Source organism: Asticcacaulis aquihabitans (assembly GCF_032490435.1).
Classification (GTDB): domain Bacteria; phylum Pseudomonadota; class Alphaproteobacteria; order Caulobacterales; family Caulobacteraceae; genus Asticcacaulis.
Window position 1 is genome coordinate 1,461,895 of sequence record NZ_JAVGWM010000001.1, and the last position, 20,901, is coordinate 1,482,795.

Consider the following 20,901-nt stretch of genomic DNA (forward strand, 5'->3'; position numbering starts at 1 on the left):
CGGAAAACAAAAGCTGGAGAAGACGCCATGACCCTGACCCGCCGCACCGCGCTTATCAGCGCGGCCGCCTTGACTATACCCGCCTTAGCGCGCGCCACTGAAACGCCCATTGCCCGCAGTCCCGGCGGGGCAATACTCGGCGAAGGGCCCCTATGGTCGGCGCCCGACAATACCGTCTACTGGGTCGATATCCGGGGCAAAAAGCTCAACGCGCTGCGGCTGGCCGACAATAGCGCCCAAAGCTGGGACATGCCCGATCTGATCAACTGGATCGTGCCGCGCCGGTCGGGCGGCTTTCTCGTCGGGATATTGCGTACGGTTCACGCCCTGACGCTCGATCCGTTCACCCTGACGCCACTCCTGACCATTGAAGCGGACCAGACGGAGAACCGGCTGAATGACGCCAAGGTCGATGCCGCCGGCCGGCTGTGGACCGGCACCATGCATATGCCTTTCAACAAAAAGACGGCGGCACTCTATCGTATCGACGCCGATCTCAGCCTGCACCGCATGGACGCTCCCTATCTATGCACCAACGGTCCGGCCTTTTCGCGTGACGGCCGCCGGATGTATCACAACGAAACCGCCGAGAATCTGGTCTATGTTTTCGATATGGCACCCGATGGCGCCCTGTCGGGCAAACGTGTCTTCACCCATTTCGCGCCGGATGTCGGTTCGCCCGACGGCCTGACGGTCGATGCCGACGATGGTGTCTGGGTCGCCCACTACAATGGCGGCCGCATCAGCCGCTATACCCCGGACGGTAAGCTTGATTTCGATGTCGCCATACCCGCAAAACAGGTGACCAGCCTGACCTTCGCCGGTGCCGGTCTCGACAGGCTGTTCGTCACCTCCGCCGCACAGCCGCCGGTCGATGCCGACGACCGACACGCGGGCGCGCTTTGGGAAGTGCCCAAATCGCTGCTGCACGGTCACAAGGGGCTACCGACCAATGCCTTTGCGGGCTGATCAACTGCTGAATTGCAACTGTGCCAGACGGGCATACAGACCGCCGCGCGACACCAGTTCGTCATGGGTGCCGACATCGACCACCTTGCCGGCCTCCATGACCACGATGCGGTCGGCCTTCAGCACGGTGGCCAGCCGGTGCGCGATGACCAGGGTCGTACGTTCGCTCATGGCTTCATTGAGCGCGGCCTGCACCAGACGTTCGTTTTCGGCATCAAGCGCCGAGGTCGCTTCGTCGAGCAGCAGGACCGGCGCGTTGCGCACCAAGGCGCGCGCGATCGACAGGCGTTGTTTCTGACCACCGGACAGGGATTTGGCGCGCTCACCCAGCGGCTGCTTGAAGCCTTGCGGCAGGGCTTCGATAAAGGCGCGCGCCTGGGCCTTTTCGGCGGCGACGCGGACTTCGGTGTCGGTGGCGTCTTCGCGGCCAAAACGGATATTTTCTTCCGGCGATCCTGAAAACAGGGCCGTGTCCTGGGCGACGAGGGAGAGGCGCTCGCGGACCGCCTTCGGGTCTGCCTGACGGATGTCGACCCCATCCATCTGAATGACGCCGTGATCGTAATCGTAATATCGCAGCAGCAGCTTGAAGACCGTCGATTTCCCGGCCCCCGATGGTCCGACCAGGGCGACAGTTTCGCCGGGCTTTACGATCAGCGAAAAGCCATCGAGAATGATTTGGTCCGGGCGTGACGGATAGGCAAAGCGGATATCCTGGAAACGGATGTCCCCGCGCGCCGGCTCAGGCAATGCCACAGGCTGCGCCGGCGCCACGATATTCGGCTTCGAATCGAGCAGTTCGTCGATCCGCGTCATGGCGCCCGCCGCCTTTTGCACGTCGCCCCAGGTTTCGTTGAGGTTGGCCACCGACCCGCCGGTCAGAATGGCGAGCATGACGAATTGCACCAGCGTGCCGTTGGACATCCGCCCGTTCAGCACGTCCTGCGCGCCCAGCCAGAGCACAAAGGCGATACCACCGAAAACGAGGGTAATGACCATGGCCGTCATGGTGGCGCGGGTGGCCATGCGCCCCACCGACATGCGGTAAGTGTCTTCCACACCTGCGTCAAACCGTTTGCGCGTAAAGCCTTCACGAACGAAGGCCTGGACGGTTTCCAGCGCGTCCAGCGATTCCGACGCAAAGCCGACGGCCCGGGCAAACGCGTCTTGGGTGTCACGCGTAGCGCGGCCGACCTGACGACCGAAGGTAATCAGGGGAACCAGCACGAACGGAAAGACGCCGAACACCATCAAGGTGAGTTTCGGGCTGACCACCATCATCATGACAAGACCAGCCACGAAGGTGAGCAGATTACGCAGGGCTATCGAGATGGACGACGAAACCAGGGTCTCGATGATCTGGATGTCGGCGGTCAGGCGCGAAATGACTTCGCCCGTGCGTATTTTCAGGAAATAGGCCGGATCGAGCCCAAGAATATGGGCAAAGACATCTTCGCGCAGGTCGGCGACGACGCGCTCCCCCATGCGCGTGATGAAATAGTAGCGCAAGGCCGTGGACAGGGCTAAGACCAGAGCGACCGCCCCCAGGACGATGAACCATTTGTTGAGTTCCGCCACATTGCCCGATCCGAACCCACGGTCGATCAATTGCTTGGCGACAAAGGTCATGGAGGGCGTCGCCGAGGCCGATATCAGCAGAAAGACGATCATGGCCAGGCCGATCGCCTTTTGCTTCCAGAGGTAGGGAACAAGGCGGCGCAGCGGCCGTAAATTCTTGGTCTTGCCGCGTTGCCCTGCGGCTTGATGCATGCTGGCGGCCAATTCGGCGCCGGAGCTTGGGCGGCCGTCGGGAGTATCGGTTTGAGAGTCGGACATATTGCCTGCTTTATACACGAAAGGCTTGCGCGGCAAGGAAGCTTCCTGTAGAAGCCGCTCCTTCGGCAATTATGCCCCACGCTTTTTATCGCGTCCGCACGCTGCTGGCCGGACGTATAAAGGATAGATGACGATGAAAAAAGAAGGTCACCCCGACTATCACTGGATCACGGTTACCCTGACCGACGGTACGAGCTACAAGACCCGCTCGACCTACGGCAAGGCGGACGCCGTTCTGAACCTCGACATCGATCCGCGCACGCACCCGGCTTGGACCGGCGGCACGGGCCAGCTGCTCGACCGCGGCGGCCGCGTTTCGCGCTTCAACAACAAGTTCGCTGGCTTCCTCAAGAAGTAAGCCTGGCTTATCATACGAATGTCAAAATCCGGCCCGGGCAACTGGGCCGGATTTTTCTTTTGTGCTATCCAGCGGGAATGACGGATCGCGCTTTTCACACACCCTATGACGGGTCGCACAAACTGTTCACCATCGGTGTGAAGCCGCTCGATGCGGCGGACTGGATCGACGCCGACGAAAACCTGCTAGGGTATCTCGACGAAAAGGACCGTCTGGCCGAACGCGCGCCGGAAGCCATCTTCGTCATGGAGCCGGGAACCGAAGCCGCCCAGACCGAAGTGCTCCACCTGCTGGCCGATCATCTGCCGCAACATTTCCCGGACATATATCAGAGGCTAGGCCCGCAGATCGACATCGTTCCCGCCTTTCGGCGTGTGCGTCTCGATACACCCTATCCGCCCCTGCTTGTTGCCGGCGGTCTGGTGCAGGAAGATCTTATATTGATGCGCCGGGGGGAGGATGGCTGGCGGCTGGCGGCGGGGCACCTGTGTTTTCCGTCGTCCTGGCGGCTGCATGAAAAATTCGGCAAGGCGCTTCAGGAGATTCACGCCCCCGTGCCCGACTTCGGACGGGATACCCGAAATGCCACCATCATCGAGCGTATGTTTGACAATCTGCGCACCGAACAGCCGGTGATGCGCTGGAACTGGTCGCTCCATGCCGACAATGCCCTGCACCATCCGCAATCGGCCGGCCAATGGCAGTTTTCGCGCCGGCTCGGCGATGAACAGATCGATAATCTCTATTTCCGCCTGGAACGCCAGACCCTGCGCAAGCTGCCGGTCAGTGGCGATATCCTTTTCACCATCCGCATCTATCTCGACCCCCTGCACGACATGGAGCGCCAACCCAACGCGGCGGCGCTGGCGCAGGCATTGATCGACCAGTTGCAGGGCTACAGCGCCGCACAACTGGATTATAAGGGCCTGACGGGGGAGCGCGAACGGCTGATCGCCCGCCTCACCCAGATTGCGGGCGGCTGACCGTCGTGATAGCCTGACGCCATTCGGGGGGAACATATGACATCGACAACACGACGGGCGACGACCATCCTGGTAGCTCTGCTCAGCCTGACGGCGTGCAAGCCGGCAAAGACCGTAACCGAACCCACCGCGCTGGTCGCCGACGCCTCATCGCCCGCCGCTCAAACACCAGATGCCAAGGCGCCAGCCGCCAAGACCTTCGTCATAAACGAACTGAACGACGATGACGGCGATATCATGGGATGCACAACCATGCTGACCCGCGCCTCCGGTGGCCGCGACATCTTCCGCGAGGACGGTGTCGACAGCGGCGCCAAGGGGTTCCTGCGCATTGACGGCAAACTGATGCGTGTCGACCTGACGGGCATAAGCCGTGACAATGACAGCACAGGCACACGTTTGTTCAGCGATGCCACCGGTCGCCTTACGGTTAAGGAAGCCTACGTCATCGGCGCCGCCCATCAGGAATCCGACAGCGTGGAAATGACGGGCAATCTGACCGTCACCTGGGACGGCGTTACGCAATCCGTGGCCTTCGCCGGCGGTACGGCCTGCTGACAGCCGCATTGTTTGCTTATAAATTACCGTGATAGCGTCGTTCAGGCCCACGCGAGGACTGCATGACAAAGACACCTGTGCCGTTTGTATGTTTCATCGCCCTGGTGGGCTGCCACCAACCGACGGCGGAGGAACGCGCCGCTGCCGCCTTTACCGTAAGCGATCTCCAGGCGAGCGACGGAAACGACCTGACAGGCTGCATCACCAATGTCGCCCGTGCCGGGCGTACCGACGGATCGCGGGTATTCACCGAAGATTCCCTGCAAGGTGGCGCGAACGGCTATATCCGTATCAGCGGGCATCTGACCAAGGTGACCATGGTCCACGGCGGTGCAGACCCGGCCCATAGCGTCCGCAGCTTCAACGATGCCGCCAAGCAGCTATCGGTTGTTGAATCGTATGACATCAAGGAAGCCGCACCGGGGCAGCAGGTCCGCGCGCTGAGCGGTGAACTGATCGTCACCTATAAGGGCGGGACCCAACGCATTGCCATCGCAGGCGCGCGCAACTGTATCGATGCGCCGTGATGAGACACGAAAAAAACGAGGGATTTGAGTCAGATAGCAGGAGGATAGCGCCGCAGGTACCTTATATACCTGCAAGCAATACCGACGCACTAGCTGGCCAAAGACCTCGATTTTTACGCTGCCAACTGTGCCTTGACACGTTCCGCCAACGTCTTGATATCCAGCGGCTTGGGCAGGAAGGAGATGTTTTGCTCTTCTTCCAGCAGGTCTGAGAATTCCGACTCCGCATAGCCCGATATGAACATGACCGGCACGTCTCCCAGGATGGGACGGGCCAGTTTGAGCATGGATGGACCGTCCATGCCCGGCATGATGACGTCGGAGATAAGAAGGTCGAACTTGCCACCTTCGGCCTCGATGATCTCCAAAGCCTGCTCACCGTCCTCGGCTTCCAAGACTTCATAGCCACGCTGGCGCAGCAAGTGTGCGGCGATACCGCGCACAATCTGCTCATCCTCGACGAACAGGATGCGGCCGACACCGGACAGGTCCTTGGGCACTGGCTTGGCGGCAACTTCAGGCTTCGGCGCGTCGGCAGGCTTCTCGACCTCAATCCATACCGGCAGGAAGATACGGAAGCTGGCACCCTTTCCTGGCGGGGACACGATCAGGATATGTCCGCCCGCCTGGGCGATAATACCGTGAACCGTGGACAGGCCGAGGCCTGTCCCTTCACCCAGCGGCTTGGTGGTGAAGAAGGGCTCGAACACCTGGGCGGCGATTTCCGGCGGAATGCCGGGCCCGGTGTCGCTGACCTCGATCAGGGCTGCCCCTTGGGCCGGCGCGTCGGGCCAGCCATAGGCCTTGGCTTCGTCCTGTGTCATGCTGGCGGCGCGGATGTTCACCTTGCCGCCGCCTTGGGCACGCATGGCGTCGCGGGCATTGACGACCAGGTTCATCATGACCATTTCCATCTGCCCCTTGTCGACATGGACATTGGGCAGATTGCGGCCATAGGCGGTTTCCAGCTTGACGTCTTCGCGCACCAAACGGCGCAGCAGAACCTCGGCTTCAGAGACCATTTCACCGACATTGAGCGTCACACGCTTGACGGTCTGCTTGCGCGCGAAGGCCAACAGGTTGCGCACCAGGTCTTCGGCACGGGCGATGATCTGACGGATGCCGTTCAGGTCTTCATAGGACGGATCGCCAAGCGGGTGATTGAGCAGCAGTTGGTCGTTGCGGAACTTGAAACCGGTCAGCAGATTGTTGAAATCATGCGCCATACCGCCGGCGACCTGGCCAATGGCCTGCATCTTTTGCGACTGGACAAGGGTCTGCTCCAGCTTCTTCTGCTCGGAAACATCGAACAGATACAGGCTGTAGCCGCCCGATACCTGAGAGACATAGATATGCAAGGCGCGCTGAGACTTGACGCTCAGGGCAATGTCGAACGGGCCGCTCTTGCCCGATGCCAGGCGTTCTTCCAGCGCGGCGCGTGAATTTTCGGTGACCAGTTCGCCAAAGGCCATGCCGGTCAGGCGGTCTGGCACCTGCTCTGTCAAGGCGGCGAACACCGTATTGAAATCCTTGATGCGGGCCGAAAACACGTCGTCCCCGACGATCAGGGCCGCACCGAACGGCGCGGCTTCGGCGAAGGCATCCATAACGGCGGCGGGCAGGTCGGGCTTGATCTCCGGTTCATCCGGCAGGAAACCGGCTTCTTCGACCGCATGCGGGTTTTCGTGCTTAAGCATCAGGCCGTTGCCGAGCACGCCTTGCGATGCAGCTCGGACGAGAACCAGGTCTTCGCCCAGACGCGACACAACCATTTCGTAGTCAAACCCACCCAGACGCACCAGGGCCCGACCCAGGCCTTGCGCCTTGGCCTCGCGCAGAGCGACGAACAGGGCGGGCGCGTCGTCGCCGTGCGGCAGCCGACGCGTACCGCCGCCCGCATCGCTCCATGCCGGATTGACGGCCAGCACATGACCGTCGAAAGCCGAGACAGCGGCGGGCTCACTCAAGGCGCGCACGATATCGCCCGCTTTGAAGCCCTCGGCGCTCAGGATTTCCTCGTCCGACGAAAAGGCGAACATGCCCATGAAGATCACACCCGCAAAGGCGGCGATGATGATTCCGATCACGACACCGGCCGGCAGACGGCCAGCCACCAGCCAAACGGCCAGACAGGCACAAACGACCACGGCCGCGACAATACCGACGGTCAGGGGATTCAACGCCTTGGTCAGGCTGGGCGCACGCCGAGACTTTCCAGTGGCAGGTATCTCAGCCTTCGCTAATTGTTCCTGTCCCGCTTTTTCCAGATGCGGCTTACGCGACGCCGGTTGGCTCTCCTCTTGCGATGCGTCTTTCTTCGCACGAATCTGCGCGGTAAACGAGTTTGCGGACAAAGGCGGAACCTTTCAGGGAACTGGACGCGGGAGGAATCGCTCAACGCATGAGCGAATCACTTCCCTCAGTGTAGCCGATTTTGATTTGTGTGCAGAATCTTGCAAAAGTCCAAGCACGACAACGTGTTAGAATGAAAAGAGGCGTGGCGGATCTGTGGATAAGCTGTTGATCGTCAGAAGCCGCGCTTCTTCTTGGCCATCACGAAGCTGATCAGCTTCGCCACAGCGGCGAAATGCTCCTCGGGGATGGTGTCATCGATTTCGATCGCCGCATAAAGCGCGCGGGCCAGGGGCGGGTCTTCGACGATCGGCACGGTGTGCTTTCCCGCTTCCTCACGAATTTTCAAGGCAACGGCGTCCATACCCTTCGCTACGCAAACAGGCGCAGCCATCTCACCGGGCTCGTATTGCAAGGCGACCGCATAGTGGGTCGGGTTTGTCACGACCACGGTGGCGTTCTTTACATTGGACATCATGCGGCGCCGGCCCTTTTCCATGCGCAGCTGACGCAGGCGGGCCTTGATGTGCGGATCCCCTTCGGTCTGTTTGTATTCTTCCTTCTGTTCCTGCTTCGACATTTTCATGCGTTGCAGGAAGCGGAACTTTTGCAGGGCGAAATCCCCGACCCCCTCGATGAATAGGAAGAGGCAAACGGCCAGCGCCAGGGCGATGGCAGCTTCCTTCACATAGGGTAGAATCATCATCGGCGACGCCGCCGCCAGACCGACAATGCCCGGCAGGCGGTTCTTCACCACCATCCACACGATAATGCCCGTAACAACCAGCTTCAGCAGGGTCTTGCCGAACTGGATCAAGGCATCGACGCCGAACAGACGTTTGAAGCCTGTCATGGGGTTAAGCTTGGTGAAATCGGGCGCCAGCTTCGACGGCGTGAACATCAAGCCGGTTTGCAGCACGTTGCCGGCTATGCCCATGAACATGGACGCCCCCATGATCATTATGAGGATAGGGACGATATGCAGTATGACGGCACGCGCAATGCCCATGCCGCCATCACCGTCCAGCGCCCCCAACATTTGGTCGGGATGGTCGATAAACGGTATGAGGTTGGCCATCAGGGTTTGACAGATGTCAGGCCCCTTCATGGCTACGACAGCGCAAGCGCCGATCAGGGACAGAGCTTGCGGCAGGTCTCCGGATTTACCGACATCGCCTTTTTCCCGGGCCTGCTGGAGTTTCCGCCCCGAGGCGTCTTCTGTTTTGTCTTCGCCATCCGCTTCTTCAGCCATTATCCGTCACTCCGGATGGCATCCAAAGACCCGGCAGGCGGGTGATGGTGACTAGGCAGGCCCTCATCGCGGCCTCGCGATGAAGATACCAAGCAAGTCCTGGTAATGATCGATGAAGACAACGCCCAATGTGCCAAGCGACAGGGCCAAAATGGTCAGGCCGGCCAGAACGCTGAGCGGCGTAGCGGCGAAAAAGACCGGAAAATTGGGCATCATGCGGCCGACGAAACCCGTGGCGATATTGAAGACCAGGGCGAAAACGATTACCGGCGCTGACATTTGCAAGGCCAGCACAAAGCTATCGGTCAGGGTGCGGATCATGAGTGTACCAGCGTCACCGATCATGACGCGCTTAACCGGCGAAAATATCCGATAGCTGTCGACCATGGCGCGGATGAACAGGTGATGGGTATTTGTCACCCAGATCATCACCAGCCCGAAGACGGCCAGAAAGGCGCCAAGCGACGTGCTGGACTGGGCTTCTGTCGGATTGGCCGTCTGGGCGAATGACAGGGTGGTCTGCAAGGACAGAATCTCGCCAGTGGTGATAAGGGTAAAAAGCAGGACGCGCATCAGCGTACCGAGCATGAGTCCGATAATGACCTCATGCAGGACAATTCCGGTCATGTCGCCCAGGCCGGCGGGTAAAGCCGGCAGGCTGGGGCTGACGGTCGGGGTGATGATGATCGCCAGCAGAAGCGCGAAGCCTATACGCGCACGCGCCGGAACAGCAGGATCCCCCAGGCCCGGCACCAGCATCACAATACTGGCCAGGCGCAGGAAGATCAGGCCGACCGCCCATACCTGCGCCGATGTGCCGAAGAACGAGCTTAGGTCTCCCCCGCCCGCGTCCGACAGACCTGTGCGTATCTGGGCGGCGGCCTGCAGCAACATGGTTACATCATCGCGATCTTGTTGACGATTTCGTGCATGAAGCCGGACAACAGGCTGCCCATCAAAGGCAGCAGGAGCAGCAGCGCCAGAAAGACGGCAATGATCTTTGGCGCATAGATAAGCGTAGCTTCCTGAATCTGCGTCAATGCCTGGAACAGGCCGATCGCCACGCCGACCACAAGGCCCACGAGCAGAATCGGGGTACACAGTTGGATAGTCAGCCAGATGGCGTCACGTCCAATCGTCAAAACCTCGGCACCGTTCATTCGTCTATCCGTTAATATCACCAAACGCCCGGCAAATTTTGCCGGATTACCGGGTCATATTTGCCGCGCGAACGGTTAATTTCGGCTTAAGCTATGGAGAGATTCTGAGGCCCGCCACCAGAGTTTTTTCAAACACCCCGACCACATTGGCGTTAATTTGGATGGGATACCAGCCGGCAAGCGCCGTAAGCCATTGCGTTGATACGGGTGAAAATCGTGAGATTTGAGTCGAGTGGTAGCTGGCAAGCGCCGCAGGTACTCTTATGTACCTGCAAGCGCAGACTGCGTACCAATCGGCCAAAGACCGCGATTTTCAGATCGGCATGCGCATGATTTCCTGGTAGGCGCTGATCACCTGGTCACGGATGGCGATGACGCTCTGCAAGGAGGTTTCGGCGCTGGCCACGGCGGTCACGGCGTCGATCAGTTCAACCTTGCCCTGCTGCTGTTGAACCATCATGTCCTCTGCGCCTTGCGTCGTTTTCATCGTCTGCTCGAGCGCGCCCTGGAGCATCTTGCCGAAGTCGGGCGCACTGACGGCCTGGCCCTCGTCGGTTTGACGCGTGGCGTTCTGCATCTGCTTGACGGCGGCGCCATAGGCGCGGGCGGCGGATAACGGGTCCATGGCTCAGGTCTTTCTCGGCCGGTTACTTCTGTAATATGTCCAGCACCTTTTGCGTCATGGAGCGGGACGTTTCAATGACGTTGAGGTTGGCTTCATAGGCGCGCTGGGCTTCGCGCATGTCCATGGTTTCGATCAGCGGATCGACATTCGGCTTCTTAACATAGCCCTGCGCATCCGCTGCCGGATGGCTTGGGTCGTACACCGACTGGAACGGCTTCATGTCCGGCGTTACGGAGGCCAGCTTTACGCCGGTCGCGCCATCCACCTTTGCCGAGGTGAAGACCGGGGTCTGGCGGCGATATGGATCAGCGCCCGACGTCTTGCCCGTCGAATCGGCATTGGCGATGTTTTCGGCGATGACGCGCATGCGGGCCTGCTGCGCCTTGAGCGCGCTGGCTGCGACGGCCATGGTCTGGCTGGATTGCACCGGAGGCTTGTTATTATTGATCATTTTCTACCTCGCCTACTTGCCCGGCGCCCGGGCGGCCATCCGCACCATGGACAGGGACTTTTCATAGAAAGACACCGCCGCCTGGAACTGGGTCCGGCTTTCGGCCATTTTTAGCATCTGCTCTTCCAGCACGACGCTGTTGCCGTCCATTGTGGTTTCGGAATCGAGCGACACCACTTCGTTGCTGCGGGCGGACGCGCCGCCTTCGGGCGCCATGTGCATCGTACTGGTCAGGGTCAAGCCCAGTCCGCCGCCGGAATTTTCGCCGGCCATCAGGGCGCTGAAATCCTGCGGTGTTAGGTCGTGCGGCTTAAACCCCGGCGTCGAGGCGTTGGCGACGTTTTGCGCCACGACCTTTTGACGGTCGTTCAACCAGTGCATCCGCGACGTCAGCGCCGACATGAAACCGATATCCTGAGCGGCCATGACCTACCCTTTCCGAATTGGCGCGACTCAACCTAATGAAAAGACTTCGCGCATATGGGGCAAATTATGCCCACCTTTTGGTTAACGAAGACTTTAAGTAAACGCGGCGTTAACCGGGATCGGCGCAAAAGGACGAAATGGATATCTTAAGTACCCTGAAGGCGGTGTTCGCCCTGGCCATAGTGATCGGCCTGATCATGGGCCTGGCCTATGTGCTGCGGCGGTATGCGCCGGCCCTGATGGCCAGGATGCAGGCGCAGCGCGGCGCCCGCCGCTTGACGGTGGTCGAAACCCTGGTGCTTGATCCGGCGCGCCGTCTGGTCTTGGTACGCCTCGACGATCAGGAACGCCTGATCCTGCTTGGCGAAGGCCGCGAACTTGATCCACCGGGCCGCGCGTCGGCCAGACACCTTGAACCGCGTACCCCGGTGACCCCGAACGATGACCCGAACGATGACCTGTTCTAAGCCGGCGCCCGCTGACGCGAAGACACCGAAGCCTGTAAACACCGCAGGGAACGCCGGGTTAGGGAATGCCAGGGTGATGAACCTCATCGTCCTGTGCACCTTCATCCTCGGCTTCACGATGATGATCTTCCCCTATGCCGCGGTGGCGCAGTCGCTGAACGTGGACCTGGGAAAAGGGGGATCGCTGTCAGCGCGCGTGGTGCAACTGATCGGCCTGATGACCGTGCTGTCGCTGGCGCCGTCGATCGTTATCATGTCGACCTCCTTTATCCGCATCGTGGTGGTGCTGTCCCTGCTGCGGACCGCGCTGGGTCTGCAACAAAGCCCGCCCAACGCGGTTATTATCTCGCTGGCCCTCTTCCTGTCGGCCATCGTCATGGCGCCGACCTACGAAGCCGCCTATTCCGCCGGTATACGCCCTCTGATGGACCAGGAAATGGAGTTGCCCCAGGCCTTTGACGCCGCGTCGCAGCCAGTGAAGGCCTTCATGCTGGCCCAGGTCGATGCCAAGGACCTGGCCCTGTTCGCCAACCTGTCAAAGATGGAAATGCCGAAGGACCGCATGGACTTGCCGGTGCGCGTTGTCACGCCGGCCTTCATGATTTCGGAATTGAAAAAGGCGTTCGAGATCGGGTTCTACCTGTTCCTACCCTTCCTGGTCATCGATCTGGTCGTCGCATCCGTCCTGATGTCGATGGGCATGATGATGCTGCCGCCCGCCGTCATTTCCCTGCCATTCAAACTGATCTTCTTCGTGCTGGTCGATGGCTGGCAACTCGTTGCAGGCTCGCTGGTCCGCAGTTTCCACCCCGTGGTCACCGGCGGCGGATAGCCGGGTTAAAGGCAGCCCCTATTCAAATTGAAAACGCTCCGGGCTTTCGCCCGGAGCGTCTCTATGTTCAGACCTTGCGCACGCCTTAGCGATTGCCGACGTCGATGAAAGGCACCGCCCCGCCCGTCGTGGTCGGCAGATGGCCGTCCCACTTTTCGATGGCGCGCAGTTTCACCACCTCCGGCGACGAGGCGACGGATTGGGCCAACAATCGGTTCGCCTCCGCCTGACCGCGCGCCTGTTCGATCTGAGCATCGGCCTGGGCCTTGGCGACCGCGACCTGCGCCTGGGCGGCAGAGGCATCGGCGTCTGCCTTGGTCTTGGCCTGGATCGAATCGAGGATGACCTGCGGGTATCGGATCGTGCCGATCCAGTCGAGTTGGCTGATATTGACGCCTTGCGTCTCCCATTTACGGTTGACCCGCGCCAGCGCTTTCTGGATCACCTGCTGGCGGCCACCGCGGTAAAGATATTCGACACTGACCAATTCGGTTTCGGCGGCGATGGCAGAACGGACATCGTTACGGATCGGGCCCTCGAACAACTGATCGAAGGTCAGGCGGTAACGCGTATAGAGCGCCGGCGCCTTCGACGGATCGATGCGCATGACCAACTGCACATCAGCCGTCATCGGCAGGGCGTTATTGTCCGAGAAGGTGACCTCCTCGTTCTCCGGTCCGCGGTCGTCCTTCTCGCGCGTATAGGTATAGGTACGCTGGATGACCGGGAATTCGGCGATGCGTTCACCCGGCAAGTTGATGTGCCAACCGGACGGCAGCGGCGTCTTATCGACACCGGCATTGGGCCCGAGCGTGCGGATCTTGACGCCGACATTGCCAGGCTGGATCGTCTGACCGCAGGACACCAGAGTGCCCAGCAGAATGACGCCTATGACGGCGGCCGACGCGACGACCTTTAAACGGCCGGGAATGGATACCCCATTGGGGCGGATATTGTTCATAACCATATGTTTTGTTTCGCGGTCTGCGGCCTGAACTCTACGCGGCGCAGTCCCTCGACCTTTCGTTGCTGAGGGTGGGGAAGATATCGGCAAGCAAACGCGCACCTTCCTTGAGGAAGGTCAAAATCGTCTGGGTTTCGGGGGCTTGATCGCGAGTAAAGCAAATATGGGCTGGTGCCGAGATTTCGACTTCGGACGGTTCGGTAAAGCTTTTGACAAGCCAGACCTCTTCGTCGGAATTTTGATGCCGCGCAATGTGCTTGCGGCTGTGCCTTTTTAACTTAAGCTCTCGATCCTTCATTTAATAACGTTCCCCATATCACTTGGGAACCCGGATATATTACAGGGCCTCCCGAAAGCCTTAAAGCGAAACACGACACGGCTCACATAAACGTGATCTCGGCCTGCCCCGATCAAGCCGTCTTGGCCGGGGGGGCAGCAGTCGCGGCCTTGGCGGCGGCATCATCCTTTTGGCGGAACTTCTTCTTCATGCCGGAGACCCAGCCGGCAAAACTGTCATTGGCCGCCGCCGACGCGGCGAAGTCCTTGGCGTTCAGCGTACCGCCATCGAGCGGCGCCAGGGCAACCCGCACGGCGTCAGGCGCCGACGCCGTATCGGCGAACTTGCCGAAACGCGTGGACAGACGCGTCAGAGACGGCTGGTCCTTTTGCAGGCTGTAGGCGACGGCAGCGCGAATTAGCCGTCCCTCGTCGCCCGGCGCCAAGGGCCCGCCCTTTTTCCAGACGTCCCCAAGCCGGCGCTCCAGTATGGCCCCGGCCCGGGCATAGTCCTGCTTGTTCCAGTACACATCCGCACGCACATCGTCGGCGTCCGGCGACGTGTCACTGCCCAGGACGTCAAGCGCCTTATCCGGTTCATTCAGTTCGTTAAGCGCGCGCGCTTCCAGCATCCGACGCTCCGCCATAACCGCCTTGGGCAGCAGGGTCGTGCGCGTATTCCACAAGGTCTGAAGAGCCTTCTGCGGATTATGATTCATAAGGTAGATGGCTGCCAGGTCGGCAGCGACCGATGATCTGGCCACGCCATCGAGACGGTGGTTTACCTGGTAATCCAGCAGTTCGGCGGCCTGGTCCAGCAGATCCACATCAACCAGACGGCGGACGATGCGGCGCACCATTTCATCGCCGTCGGCGCCGATCGGCGTCAGATCCTTTTTGAAATCGTTGAACAGCGCCAAAGCTTCGATCGGCTGCAGCCCGTCGGCCATACCCCCAAGGAACAGGGCACGGAAGGTCTGGTTCATCGAGGCCTGGATCTGCGTCGCCTGGGGTTGACCGGCGAACGACTGGCCGCCGCTCTTCATGACCATAAGGGCCTCGCGGTAGCGGCCTTCGCTGAGATAGATCTGGCCCATGCTGCCGATCAATTGCAATTCGGTGTTGTCACCACGCCAACGGAACCGCAGGCTGTCGAGGGCAGCCAGTGTCTGAGCGGATGTCGCCTTCTTCAGATCATATGCCAAAACGGCCGCGTGCATGGCTGCCGGTGTCGCAATGCCGTCGTCCGATGCGCGAGCGACCGCCTGATAGACCTTAAGCGCCCGCGCCTTGTCCCCCTGGGCTTCGATGATCTGGGCATCGACCAGATAGGCGCCCAGTTTATCGAGTGGGGTCTGCGCCTGGCCGATGGCGTAGGTGATCATGGCCTGGGCCGTTACCAGGTCATTTTGTTGCAAGGCGGCGAAAGCGTACGCGCTGCCGATACGGGCCCGCCACTCCGGTGGAAACTGGTCCAGCGCCCGCAGGCCGAATTTAAAATCCTTTACAGCGTCGGCATATCGGCCCGCCTTCATTTCTGAATAGCCCGACCAGAGACGCGACGCCGGATCGCCGATCAATTGCGACGACGCCAGATCGCCCGTCGCGGCTTCGAATCGCCCGGTCAGCATACGCGCAAGGACGCGCAAGCCGCGCACCTGCGGGTCGTCCTGACCGCGCGGGCTGGTCTTGACCAGCAGATCAAGCACACCCTGTGCTTCGTAGTTCAACCCTTGTCCAACAAGAAAGCGAGCCAGCGCCAGACGCGCCTTGGTCGGCGCCGCCGACCCCAGATTACCCTCATCCGCCGCCGCCGCCTGCAAGGCGTTGTAGCGCGGAAGGAAGCCTTCCGGCGGCGTGACCGACCAGTCCGGATTCATCAAGCTTGGGTAGAGGGCATTCTTGTAAGCCAGGGCCGCGTCCGAAGGCGACAGACCGCTGGCGGATTTGGACAGGGTCAGGCCACCGGGCCGCGAAATTTCAATCAGGTCGCCGTCGACATTCACCTTGACGTCCGGCGTCATGTGCACAATCGCCGCGCCTTGCGCCGTCGATGCCAGAGTGGCCTCCAGCGTCGTGCGCGTCGTGGACAGGTTCTTGATCGGCCCCCTAGCGGGCACGACCGCCATGCGATCGCCGACCGACGGATCGCGTATCCAGGCGACGCGCGTGGCGCCGGCCAGGTTTATGTTCAGCCCCGGCACGCCGCTCGAGTCGTCGCGGACGACATTGACTTCGGCAACATGCCCGTCAAGCGGCTTACCGCCGACACGTACGCGCCAGACAAGCCCTTCGCTGACCGCGGACAGCGAACCGGCCGTGGGCGCCTTAAGGCGCAACGCCGTAAATCCGTCATTGCGCGTCCATTGGGCGTCCTGAACGATCATGCCGTCCTTCAGATTGCCGGGCAGACGCAGGTCGACCTCCTGGTCGAAGACGACCCACACGGAGTCGCCGCGACGGAATATGGCCGCCGCAGCCGGTCCCTCAAACGGAAAGAAAATATCCATGCCGCCATCGATGCTGGCGACGTCGAGCGCCACGACCGGCACGCTGGGGGCGCGATTCACACGTGACGCGTCTGCCGCATCCGTAGGCTTGGCTGCCGAGGTTGGTGGAGTCTTGGCGATGTCCTGCAAATTAACGACGATCTTGCCATCGCTCTTACCGTCGTCAGGCTTTTCGTTGTCGAGGGCCTTCGGATCGATCTGCACGAAGACCGCGCCGTCCTCCCGCCCGAAATGGGTTTCGAACCCATCGGCAATGGTGAGCCACAGTTCACTGGCACGGGCATCCGATTTGAGATCGACCGACTTTACGCCTGCGGGCGGGTTGGCGCGAATGTCACCCAGGTCTGGCTGCATCTGACCCGGTAACCGTACGACCACTTGGCCTTTGTCACGGCGAACCGAAGCCCGCGACCCGATTGCACCATAAATTTCCACGCGCCCGGACTGCTTATTACGGCCAACCCGGATGTCGATTTCCGACCTCGGCGCGATTTGAGGAATCAGGGCCGGGTCACCAAAGGCCAGGCCCGCCATGCCCATTCCAACGGTGACGGCGACGATTGCCGAGGTCCGCAAGGAGAGATTCAACGATCGCTTGGCGGCCTTTGGGGTATCGAGCAACATCCGGGCACGGTCCATCGGCCGCACGGGCGGCTCGGTGCTGTTAACAGACGGTTTACGATCTCGACTCATCAAGCGTTAACTTGCCTGAACGGAGTTTAACCACAGTTAACGCGAAACCAAGATTATGCGGGGCCGAGGCGAAATGAGCAAAACAATAGGCGCACTTCGCGCAGGAGACCGGGCGTTAGAGCGGGTTCCCCAAAGTGTGCTGCACCTTTCGGATAAAAAAGTGGGTAAATGCGCCGATAGGACTCCGTCAGATCAGGAAGGGCCTAGTGCCCCGGCATTGCCGCCTGGAATTCATCCGCCGTGAGGAAGCCGTCGGCGTTCTTGTCGAGCGCCTTGAATGCGGCATCGACATAGGCCTTATATTCCTCAGCCGAAATGCTGCCGTCGCCATTTGTGTCGGCCGCCTTCAGCGCCGCCAGACGCTGCTGCATCATCTGCGCCATGCCGCCACCGCGCTGCGCGGCCTCGGCGCCCGCTGCGTCGATTTCGGCGAAGGAAAGCGCACCGTTGCCGTCGGTATCGATACGGCGGAACTGGTTTTGCCGGCCGGTTTCGTACTCAGCCAGGCTAACCTTGCCATCTTTGTCGGTGTCGTAGCGGTCCAGCATACCGCGACCGCCGCGCCCCTCTGCGTTCTGGGCATGGGCGGCGATGGCCGTAAGGGCGAAAACGCCCGCTACGAGCGCGGAAGAAAAACGAGAAATGCGTGACATGTGTTGCCTGTCTCCGAAAAGGGTGCCGACCCAGCCGGTCCCTTTGCTTGCACGTTGTCAGGCCGTCGCTTCCGTCGCACCACCGATCATTTTTAGCGCGGCTGGCGAAGCCTACTTCTTTGCTGGCGCGGGGGCGGGAGCCGCCGCCGGTTTCGCGGCAGGCGCGCCCGCGCCAGACTTGGCAGCGGGCTTGGCATTGGCGTTCGCGGTGGCAGGCGGCGCCCCGGCGGCAGATGGACCACCCGCTGTCGCCTTGTTCAACTGCTGCTGTAAACCATCGGCGCGCTGCATGCGCTTGGCCAGCTTTTCGGTAAGGTCGCGGGCCGCGTCGGGCGTCATGGCCCCCAGGACGGCGGCCAGGGCGCGGTCCTTCATCTTTGCGGCGATCGGGAGGCGAACATCGTCGCTCATCGTGGTAAGGACCGCCGCGGCATCCTTTGGCTTCATGGCCGAGTAGACAGCAACCAGACGATTGGTGTCGTCATCGGAAACCTTCGTCGCCTGGTCCAGCAGAGCCTGAATCTGATTTTTCAAGTCGGACAGCTGGGCGATGCGGGCGTCCAGCTTGGAATCGGCGGCCTGGACGAGCTGACCGCGCGAATTCAATTGCTGTTCGCGTTGGTCGAGTTGCGCGCTGCGCGTCCGCAGGCTTTGCAGGATGGTCAGTTCGCTCGGCGACATGCCGGCCTGTTGCGCCAATTGTTCGACGCTGGTGGCGCATATCGGCGCGGCCGGGGCCGTAGCGGCCGCATCCTTAGCCTGCGAGGCGGCATCGGCCGCCATCACGGTAGGATCGACGCCATAGCTTTGTGTGGGATCATCCGACTTGGTAACCTCACCCGCAGCGCCCGCCTTGGCCTTTTTCGCCGGCTTTTCGGGCGCGGCCTTCTTTTCCGCAGCGACGGCCTCGGCCTTGTGGAACAGGTCCGGCATGACGTCGAGACTGGTGATCACCTTCAAGGCCAAAACACCGGTCACGGCGACGGCAACGAGCGGCAAAAGTCGGGGCAAAGCCATTCAAAACTCTTTCACAAAGACCACGGCCATGTCCACTTCGGGATATGGCGACGGGTTATTATTTGACGCCTTAACGGTTCTTTGGCGCAGTACCGCCGAACAGATCGTCCTCAACGGACATAACCTGCCGAGTCGGCAGGTTGAGCGTGCGTATCATTTCATTGAGATTGGCGACGACCAGTTCGGACATCTGGACGGCATCGACCATTTCACTGTCATCTTGCGGAGGAATATCGGGCAACAGGCTTCGCCCCTTTCGCGCATAGGGAGTCTGATTGAGCGGAACATCCTTGGGCCGGCTTTCACGTGGCCGTACCATATCGTTGAGGAACGGATGCCGTCCCGGCGCCGTTTCCCGCACGGGTTCATAGTGGGCCGGACGGATGACCTCGGGGCGCATCGTTTCAACTCGCGGTTCTGGACGGAGCTCGGAACGCGGTTCCGGCCGTGAATCTGTTCGGGGGAGCGGCTGGGTGCGCAGGGTTTCGAAACTGGCCAGGCCCTTGTCGATATCCTTTTGCACCCGTTCGGCGCGTGTCACCTGAAGGTCGAGCTTTTGCAGGACATCGCGGGCGGCCAGGATACGACCGTGCAGCAGTTCCTGCGAATCGTCGGCATTGGCCCGCAGTTCCTTAAGCGCGGTGTGCGCCCGGATCGCGGCATCGTCCAGTTCACCAACGGCCTTGGCAAACCCTTCATGAGCGGCGCGCAGGGCCTTGAGGCGCTTGTTAAGCCCCACGCCATACCACAGGACGGTGACAAGAAGCACCATCAGGATACCGTTCATAACCAGGTTTACGTCCATGCCCCGCCCTATTTCTTCGGCAACTGCGTCAGGCGCCGTTTTGTTGACGCCGCCAGCGGGGTATCGACGCGGACCGCGATCGAATGTCCCTTGCGCCCCATGCGGCCGCTGGTCAGCGGGATATTGCCGCATTTCAACTGCACCGGAGAATCGCCGTTGGCGTTGAGCATGATGGTTTGTCCGACCTGTAAATTCAACACCTTGGACAAGGCTATCTGCTGTTCGTCCAGAACGGCGCGCACTTCCATCTGGGTCGTCCACAATTCGGTGGCCAAATGGCTTTCCCAGATATTGTCGCGGCCGAATTTTTCCCCCATGAACTGCTGGAGCAGCATCTTGCGGATCGGTTCCAGGGTGGCGTAGGGCAGCAGAAGCTCGACGCGTCCGCCGCGATCTTCCATATCGATGCGCAGCTTGACTAAGATGGCGGCATTGGCCGGCCGCGCGATGGCGGCGAAGCGCGGATTGGTTTCCAGGCGGTCCAGATTGAAATTGACCGGCGTCAGGGGTTCGAAGGCGGCGCGGGCATCGTTCAGAATCACCTCGACCATGCGCTGGACCAGCACGCGTTCGATGGTGGTATAGGGACGGCCTTCGATACGTAGCGCCGCCGTGCCGCGACGACCGCCCAGGAGCACGTCCACGATCGAATAGATCAGATTGGAATCGACCGTGAGCAGGCCGTAATTGTCCAGTTCCTCGGCGCGAAACACGGCCAGGATAGCAGGCAGCGGGATCGAGTTGAGATAATCGCCGAAGCGTATCGATGAAATATTGTCGAGCGAGACTTCGACATTGTCCGACGTGAAGTTACGCAAAGAGGTCGTCATCAAACGCACAAGACGGTCGAAGACGATTTCCAGCATCGGCAGGCGTTCGTATGACACCATCGCCGAATTGATGATCGCCCGGATGCCCGAGCGTTCATTGTAATCGTCTTCCGACAGGTCGAAGCCTAGCAGGCTGTCGATTTCATCCTGATTGAGGATGCGTTCGGCGCCGGCGGGCATATTGAAACGCTCGCCCATCCCCCCGCCGCCGCCAACCATGGCTTCCCACTCGGCCGCCAGATCCCCGCCGTCTCCGCCCCCTCCGCCACCACCACCGGTGGCCGCATCGGCTTCGGCGGCGAGTTCCGCCTCCCAAGCCGCCATCATGGCTTCCTGATCTACTTCATCCGCGGCCAT

General features: G+C 60.8%; 21 protein-coding genes. 7 read left to right on the plus strand and 14 right to left on the minus strand.

Going from position 1 to position 20,901, the window contains the following annotated elements:
* The first annotated feature begins 27 nt into the window (after window positions 1-27).
* The gene (locus RCJ00_RS06745) at window positions 28-969 is read left to right on the plus strand and encodes an SMP-30/gluconolactonase/LRE family protein (RefSeq protein WP_316221003.1); all 942 of its coding nucleotides are present in this window, start codon (window positions 28-30) and stop codon (window positions 967-969) included.
* Here the strand turns inward: RCJ00_RS06745 and RCJ00_RS06750 are convergent, their stop codons facing one another.
* The gene (locus tag RCJ00_RS06750; RefSeq protein WP_316221004.1) at window positions 970-2,805 is read right to left on the minus strand and encodes an ABC transporter transmembrane domain-containing protein; all 1,836 of its coding nucleotides are present in this window, start codon (window positions 2,803-2,805) and stop codon (window positions 970-972) included. It lies immediately after the preceding gene.
* Between the two features lie 133 nt (window positions 2,806-2,938).
* Here RCJ00_RS06750 and rpmE point away from each other — a divergent pair, with 133 nt between their 5' ends.
* The 4 genes from rpmE (at window position 2,939) to RCJ00_RS06770 (ending at window position 5,231) form a co-directional block, all read left to right on the plus strand.
* Window positions 2,939-3,163, plus strand: coding sequence for a 50S ribosomal protein L31 (gene rpmE, locus RCJ00_RS06755; RefSeq protein WP_316221005.1), 225 nt, complete (start codon window positions 2,939-2,941; stop codon window positions 3,161-3,163).
* A 77-nt stretch (window positions 3,164-3,240) separates the two neighbouring features.
* Complete coding sequence (locus RCJ00_RS06760) at window positions 3,241-4,146, plus strand: heme-dependent oxidative N-demethylase family protein (RefSeq protein ID WP_316221006.1); 906 nt, start codon at window positions 3,241-3,243, stop codon at window positions 4,144-4,146.
* Between the two features lie 36 nt (window positions 4,147-4,182).
* Complete coding sequence (locus RCJ00_RS06765; RefSeq protein WP_316221007.1) at window positions 4,183-4,704, plus strand: hypothetical protein; 522 nt, start codon at window positions 4,183-4,185, stop codon at window positions 4,702-4,704.
* Window positions 4,705-4,766: 62 nt separating this feature from the next.
* Window positions 4,767-5,231 carry a hypothetical protein gene (locus RCJ00_RS06770; RefSeq protein ID WP_316221008.1) on the plus strand — a complete coding sequence of 155 codons (465 nt, stop codon included), beginning with the start codon at window positions 4,767-4,769 and terminating at the stop codon, window positions 5,229-5,231.
* Window positions 5,232-5,344: 113 nt separating this feature from the next.
* Here the strand turns inward: RCJ00_RS06770 and cckA are convergent, their stop codons facing one another.
* From cckA to flgB, 7 genes are all read right to left on the minus strand, one after another.
* Window positions 5,345-7,585, minus strand: coding sequence for a cell cycle histidine kinase CckA (cckA, locus tag RCJ00_RS06775; RefSeq protein ID WP_316221009.1), 2,241 nt, complete (start codon window positions 7,583-7,585; stop codon window positions 5,345-5,347).
* Between the two features lie 173 nt (window positions 7,586-7,758).
* Window positions 7,759-8,835, minus strand: coding sequence for a flagellar biosynthesis protein FlhB (gene flhB / locus RCJ00_RS06780; RefSeq protein WP_316221010.1), 1,077 nt, complete (start codon window positions 8,833-8,835; stop codon window positions 7,759-7,761).
* A 63-nt stretch (window positions 8,836-8,898) separates the two neighbouring features.
* Entirely contained in the window at window positions 8,899-9,729 is an 831-nt protein-coding gene (gene fliR, locus RCJ00_RS06785) for a flagellar biosynthetic protein FliR (protein WP_316221011.1), read from the minus strand.
* A 2-nt stretch (window positions 9,730-9,731) separates the two neighbouring features.
* Entirely contained in the window at window positions 9,732-9,995 is a 264-nt protein-coding gene (fliQ, locus tag RCJ00_RS06790) for a flagellar biosynthesis protein FliQ (protein WP_023456749.1), read from the minus strand.
* A 313-nt stretch (window positions 9,996-10,308) separates the two neighbouring features.
* Window positions 10,309-10,620 (minus strand): flagellar hook-basal body complex protein FliE, encoded by a 312-nt coding sequence (fliE, locus tag RCJ00_RS06795; protein ID WP_023456748.1) that lies wholly within the window; start codon window positions 10,618-10,620, stop codon window positions 10,309-10,311.
* 22 nt (window positions 10,621-10,642) lie between these two features.
* On the minus strand, window positions 10,643-11,071 hold the full coding sequence (gene flgC, locus RCJ00_RS06800; protein ID WP_316221012.1) for a flagellar basal body rod protein FlgC: 429 nt from the start codon (window positions 11,069-11,071) through the stop codon (window positions 10,643-10,645).
* Between the two features lie 12 nt (window positions 11,072-11,083).
* Window positions 11,084-11,497, minus strand: a complete 414-nt coding sequence (flgB, locus tag RCJ00_RS06805; RefSeq protein ID WP_316221013.1) for a flagellar basal body rod protein FlgB — start codon at window positions 11,495-11,497, stop codon at window positions 11,084-11,086.
* Between the two features lie 137 nt (window positions 11,498-11,634).
* On the opposite strand from flgB, the gene RCJ00_RS06810 reads away from it, so the two are divergent.
* Both RCJ00_RS06810 and fliP read left to right on the plus strand, forming a co-directional pair.
* Window positions 11,635-11,964, plus strand: coding sequence for a FliO/MopB family protein (locus tag RCJ00_RS06810; RefSeq protein WP_316221014.1), 330 nt, complete (start codon window positions 11,635-11,637; stop codon window positions 11,962-11,964).
* Window positions 11,965-12,040: 76 nt separating this feature from the next.
* Window positions 12,041-12,796, plus strand: coding sequence for a flagellar type III secretion system pore protein FliP (gene fliP, locus RCJ00_RS06815; protein ID WP_316221015.1), 756 nt, complete (start codon window positions 12,041-12,043; stop codon window positions 12,794-12,796).
* Window positions 12,797-12,881: 85 nt separating this feature from the next.
* On the opposite strand, the gene RCJ00_RS06820 is transcribed toward fliP, so the two are convergent.
* The 6 genes from RCJ00_RS06820 to fliM form a co-directional block, all read right to left on the minus strand.
* Window positions 12,882-13,757: an SPFH domain-containing protein gene (locus RCJ00_RS06820; RefSeq protein ID WP_316221016.1), complete on the minus strand. Its 876-nt coding sequence runs from the start codon at window positions 13,755-13,757 to the stop codon at window positions 12,882-12,884.
* 413 nt (window positions 13,758-14,170) lie between these two features.
* Window positions 14,171-17,239, minus strand: coding sequence for a tetratricopeptide repeat protein (locus RCJ00_RS06825; RefSeq protein ID WP_316221017.1), 3,069 nt, complete (start codon window positions 17,237-17,239; stop codon window positions 14,171-14,173).
* Window positions 17,240-17,442: 203 nt separating this feature from the next.
* Entirely contained in the window at window positions 17,443-17,892 is a 450-nt protein-coding gene (locus RCJ00_RS06830; RefSeq protein WP_316221018.1) for an EF-hand domain-containing protein, read from the minus strand.
* Between the two features lie 111 nt (window positions 17,893-18,003).
* Window positions 18,004-18,909, minus strand: coding sequence for a MotE family protein (locus tag RCJ00_RS06835; RefSeq protein WP_316221019.1), 906 nt, complete (start codon window positions 18,907-18,909; stop codon window positions 18,004-18,006).
* Window positions 18,910-18,979: 70 nt separating this feature from the next.
* On the minus strand, window positions 18,980-19,714 hold the full coding sequence (locus RCJ00_RS06840) for a DUF6468 domain-containing protein (RefSeq protein WP_316221020.1): 735 nt from the start codon (window positions 19,712-19,714) through the stop codon (window positions 18,980-18,982).
* Window positions 19,715-19,722: 8 nt separating this feature from the next.
* Window positions 19,723-20,901 carry a flagellar motor switch protein FliM gene (gene fliM, locus RCJ00_RS06845; RefSeq protein ID WP_316221021.1) on the minus strand — a complete coding sequence of 393 codons (1,179 nt, stop codon included), beginning with the start codon at window positions 20,899-20,901 and terminating at the stop codon, window positions 19,723-19,725.

Coding starts and splice junctions, on each gene's coding strand:
- RCJ00_RS06820 (WP_316221016.1), bottom strand. CDS start 13,757: ATGAACAATATCCGCCCCAATGGGGTATCCATTCCCGGCCGTTTAAAG.
- fliP (WP_316221015.1), top strand. CDS start 12,041: ATGAACCTCATCGTCCTGTGCACCTTCATCCTCGGCTTCACGATGATG.
- flgC (WP_316221012.1), bottom strand. CDS start 11,071: ATGATCAATAATAACAAGCCTCCGGTGCAATCCAGCCAGACCATGGCC.
- RCJ00_RS06835 (WP_316221019.1), bottom strand. CDS start 18,909: ATGGCTTTGCCCCGACTTTTGCCGCTCGTTGCCGTCGCCGTGACCGGT.
- RCJ00_RS06745 (WP_316221003.1), top strand. CDS start 28: ATGACCCTGACCCGCCGCACCGCGCTTATCAGCGCGGCCGCCTTGACT.
- RCJ00_RS06840 (WP_316221020.1), bottom strand. CDS start 19,714: ATGGACGTAAACCTGGTTATGAACGGTATCCTGATGGTGCTTCTTGTC.
- flgB (WP_316221013.1), bottom strand. CDS start 11,497: ATGGCCGCTCAGGATATCGGTTTCATGTCGGCGCTGACGTCGCGGATG.
- flhB (WP_316221010.1), bottom strand. CDS start 8,835: ATGGCTGAAGAAGCGGATGGCGAAGACAAAACAGAAGACGCCTCGGGG.
- RCJ00_RS06760 (WP_316221006.1), top strand. CDS start 3,241: ATGACGGATCGCGCTTTTCACACACCCTATGACGGGTCGCACAAACTG.
- RCJ00_RS06750 (WP_316221004.1), bottom strand. CDS start 2,805: ATGTCCGACTCTCAAACCGATACTCCCGACGGCCGCCCAAGCTCCGGC.
- RCJ00_RS06765 (WP_316221007.1), top strand. CDS start 4,183: ATGACATCGACAACACGACGGGCGACGACCATCCTGGTAGCTCTGCTC.
- RCJ00_RS06770 (WP_316221008.1), top strand. CDS start 4,767: ATGACAAAGACACCTGTGCCGTTTGTATGTTTCATCGCCCTGGTGGGC.
- RCJ00_RS06825 (WP_316221017.1), bottom strand. CDS start 17,239: ATGAGTCGAGATCGTAAACCGTCTGTTAACAGCACCGAGCCGCCCGTG.
- rpmE (WP_316221005.1), top strand. CDS start 2,939: ATGAAAAAAGAAGGTCACCCCGACTATCACTGGATCACGGTTACCCTG.
- fliM (WP_316221021.1), bottom strand. CDS start 20,901: ATGGCCGCGGATGAAGTAGATCAGGAAGCCATGATGGCGGCTTGGGAG.
- RCJ00_RS06830 (WP_316221018.1), bottom strand. CDS start 17,892: ATGTCACGCATTTCTCGTTTTTCTTCCGCGCTCGTAGCGGGCGTTTTC.
- fliR (WP_316221011.1), bottom strand. CDS start 9,729: ATGTTGCTGCAGGCCGCCGCCCAGATACGCACAGGTCTGTCGGACGCG.
- fliQ (WP_023456749.1), bottom strand. CDS start 9,995: ATGAACGGTGCCGAGGTTTTGACGATTGGACGTGACGCCATCTGGCTG.
- RCJ00_RS06810 (WP_316221014.1), top strand. CDS start 11,635: ATGGATATCTTAAGTACCCTGAAGGCGGTGTTCGCCCTGGCCATAGTG.
- fliE (WP_023456748.1), bottom strand. CDS start 10,620: ATGGACCCGTTATCCGCCGCCCGCGCCTATGGCGCCGCCGTCAAGCAG.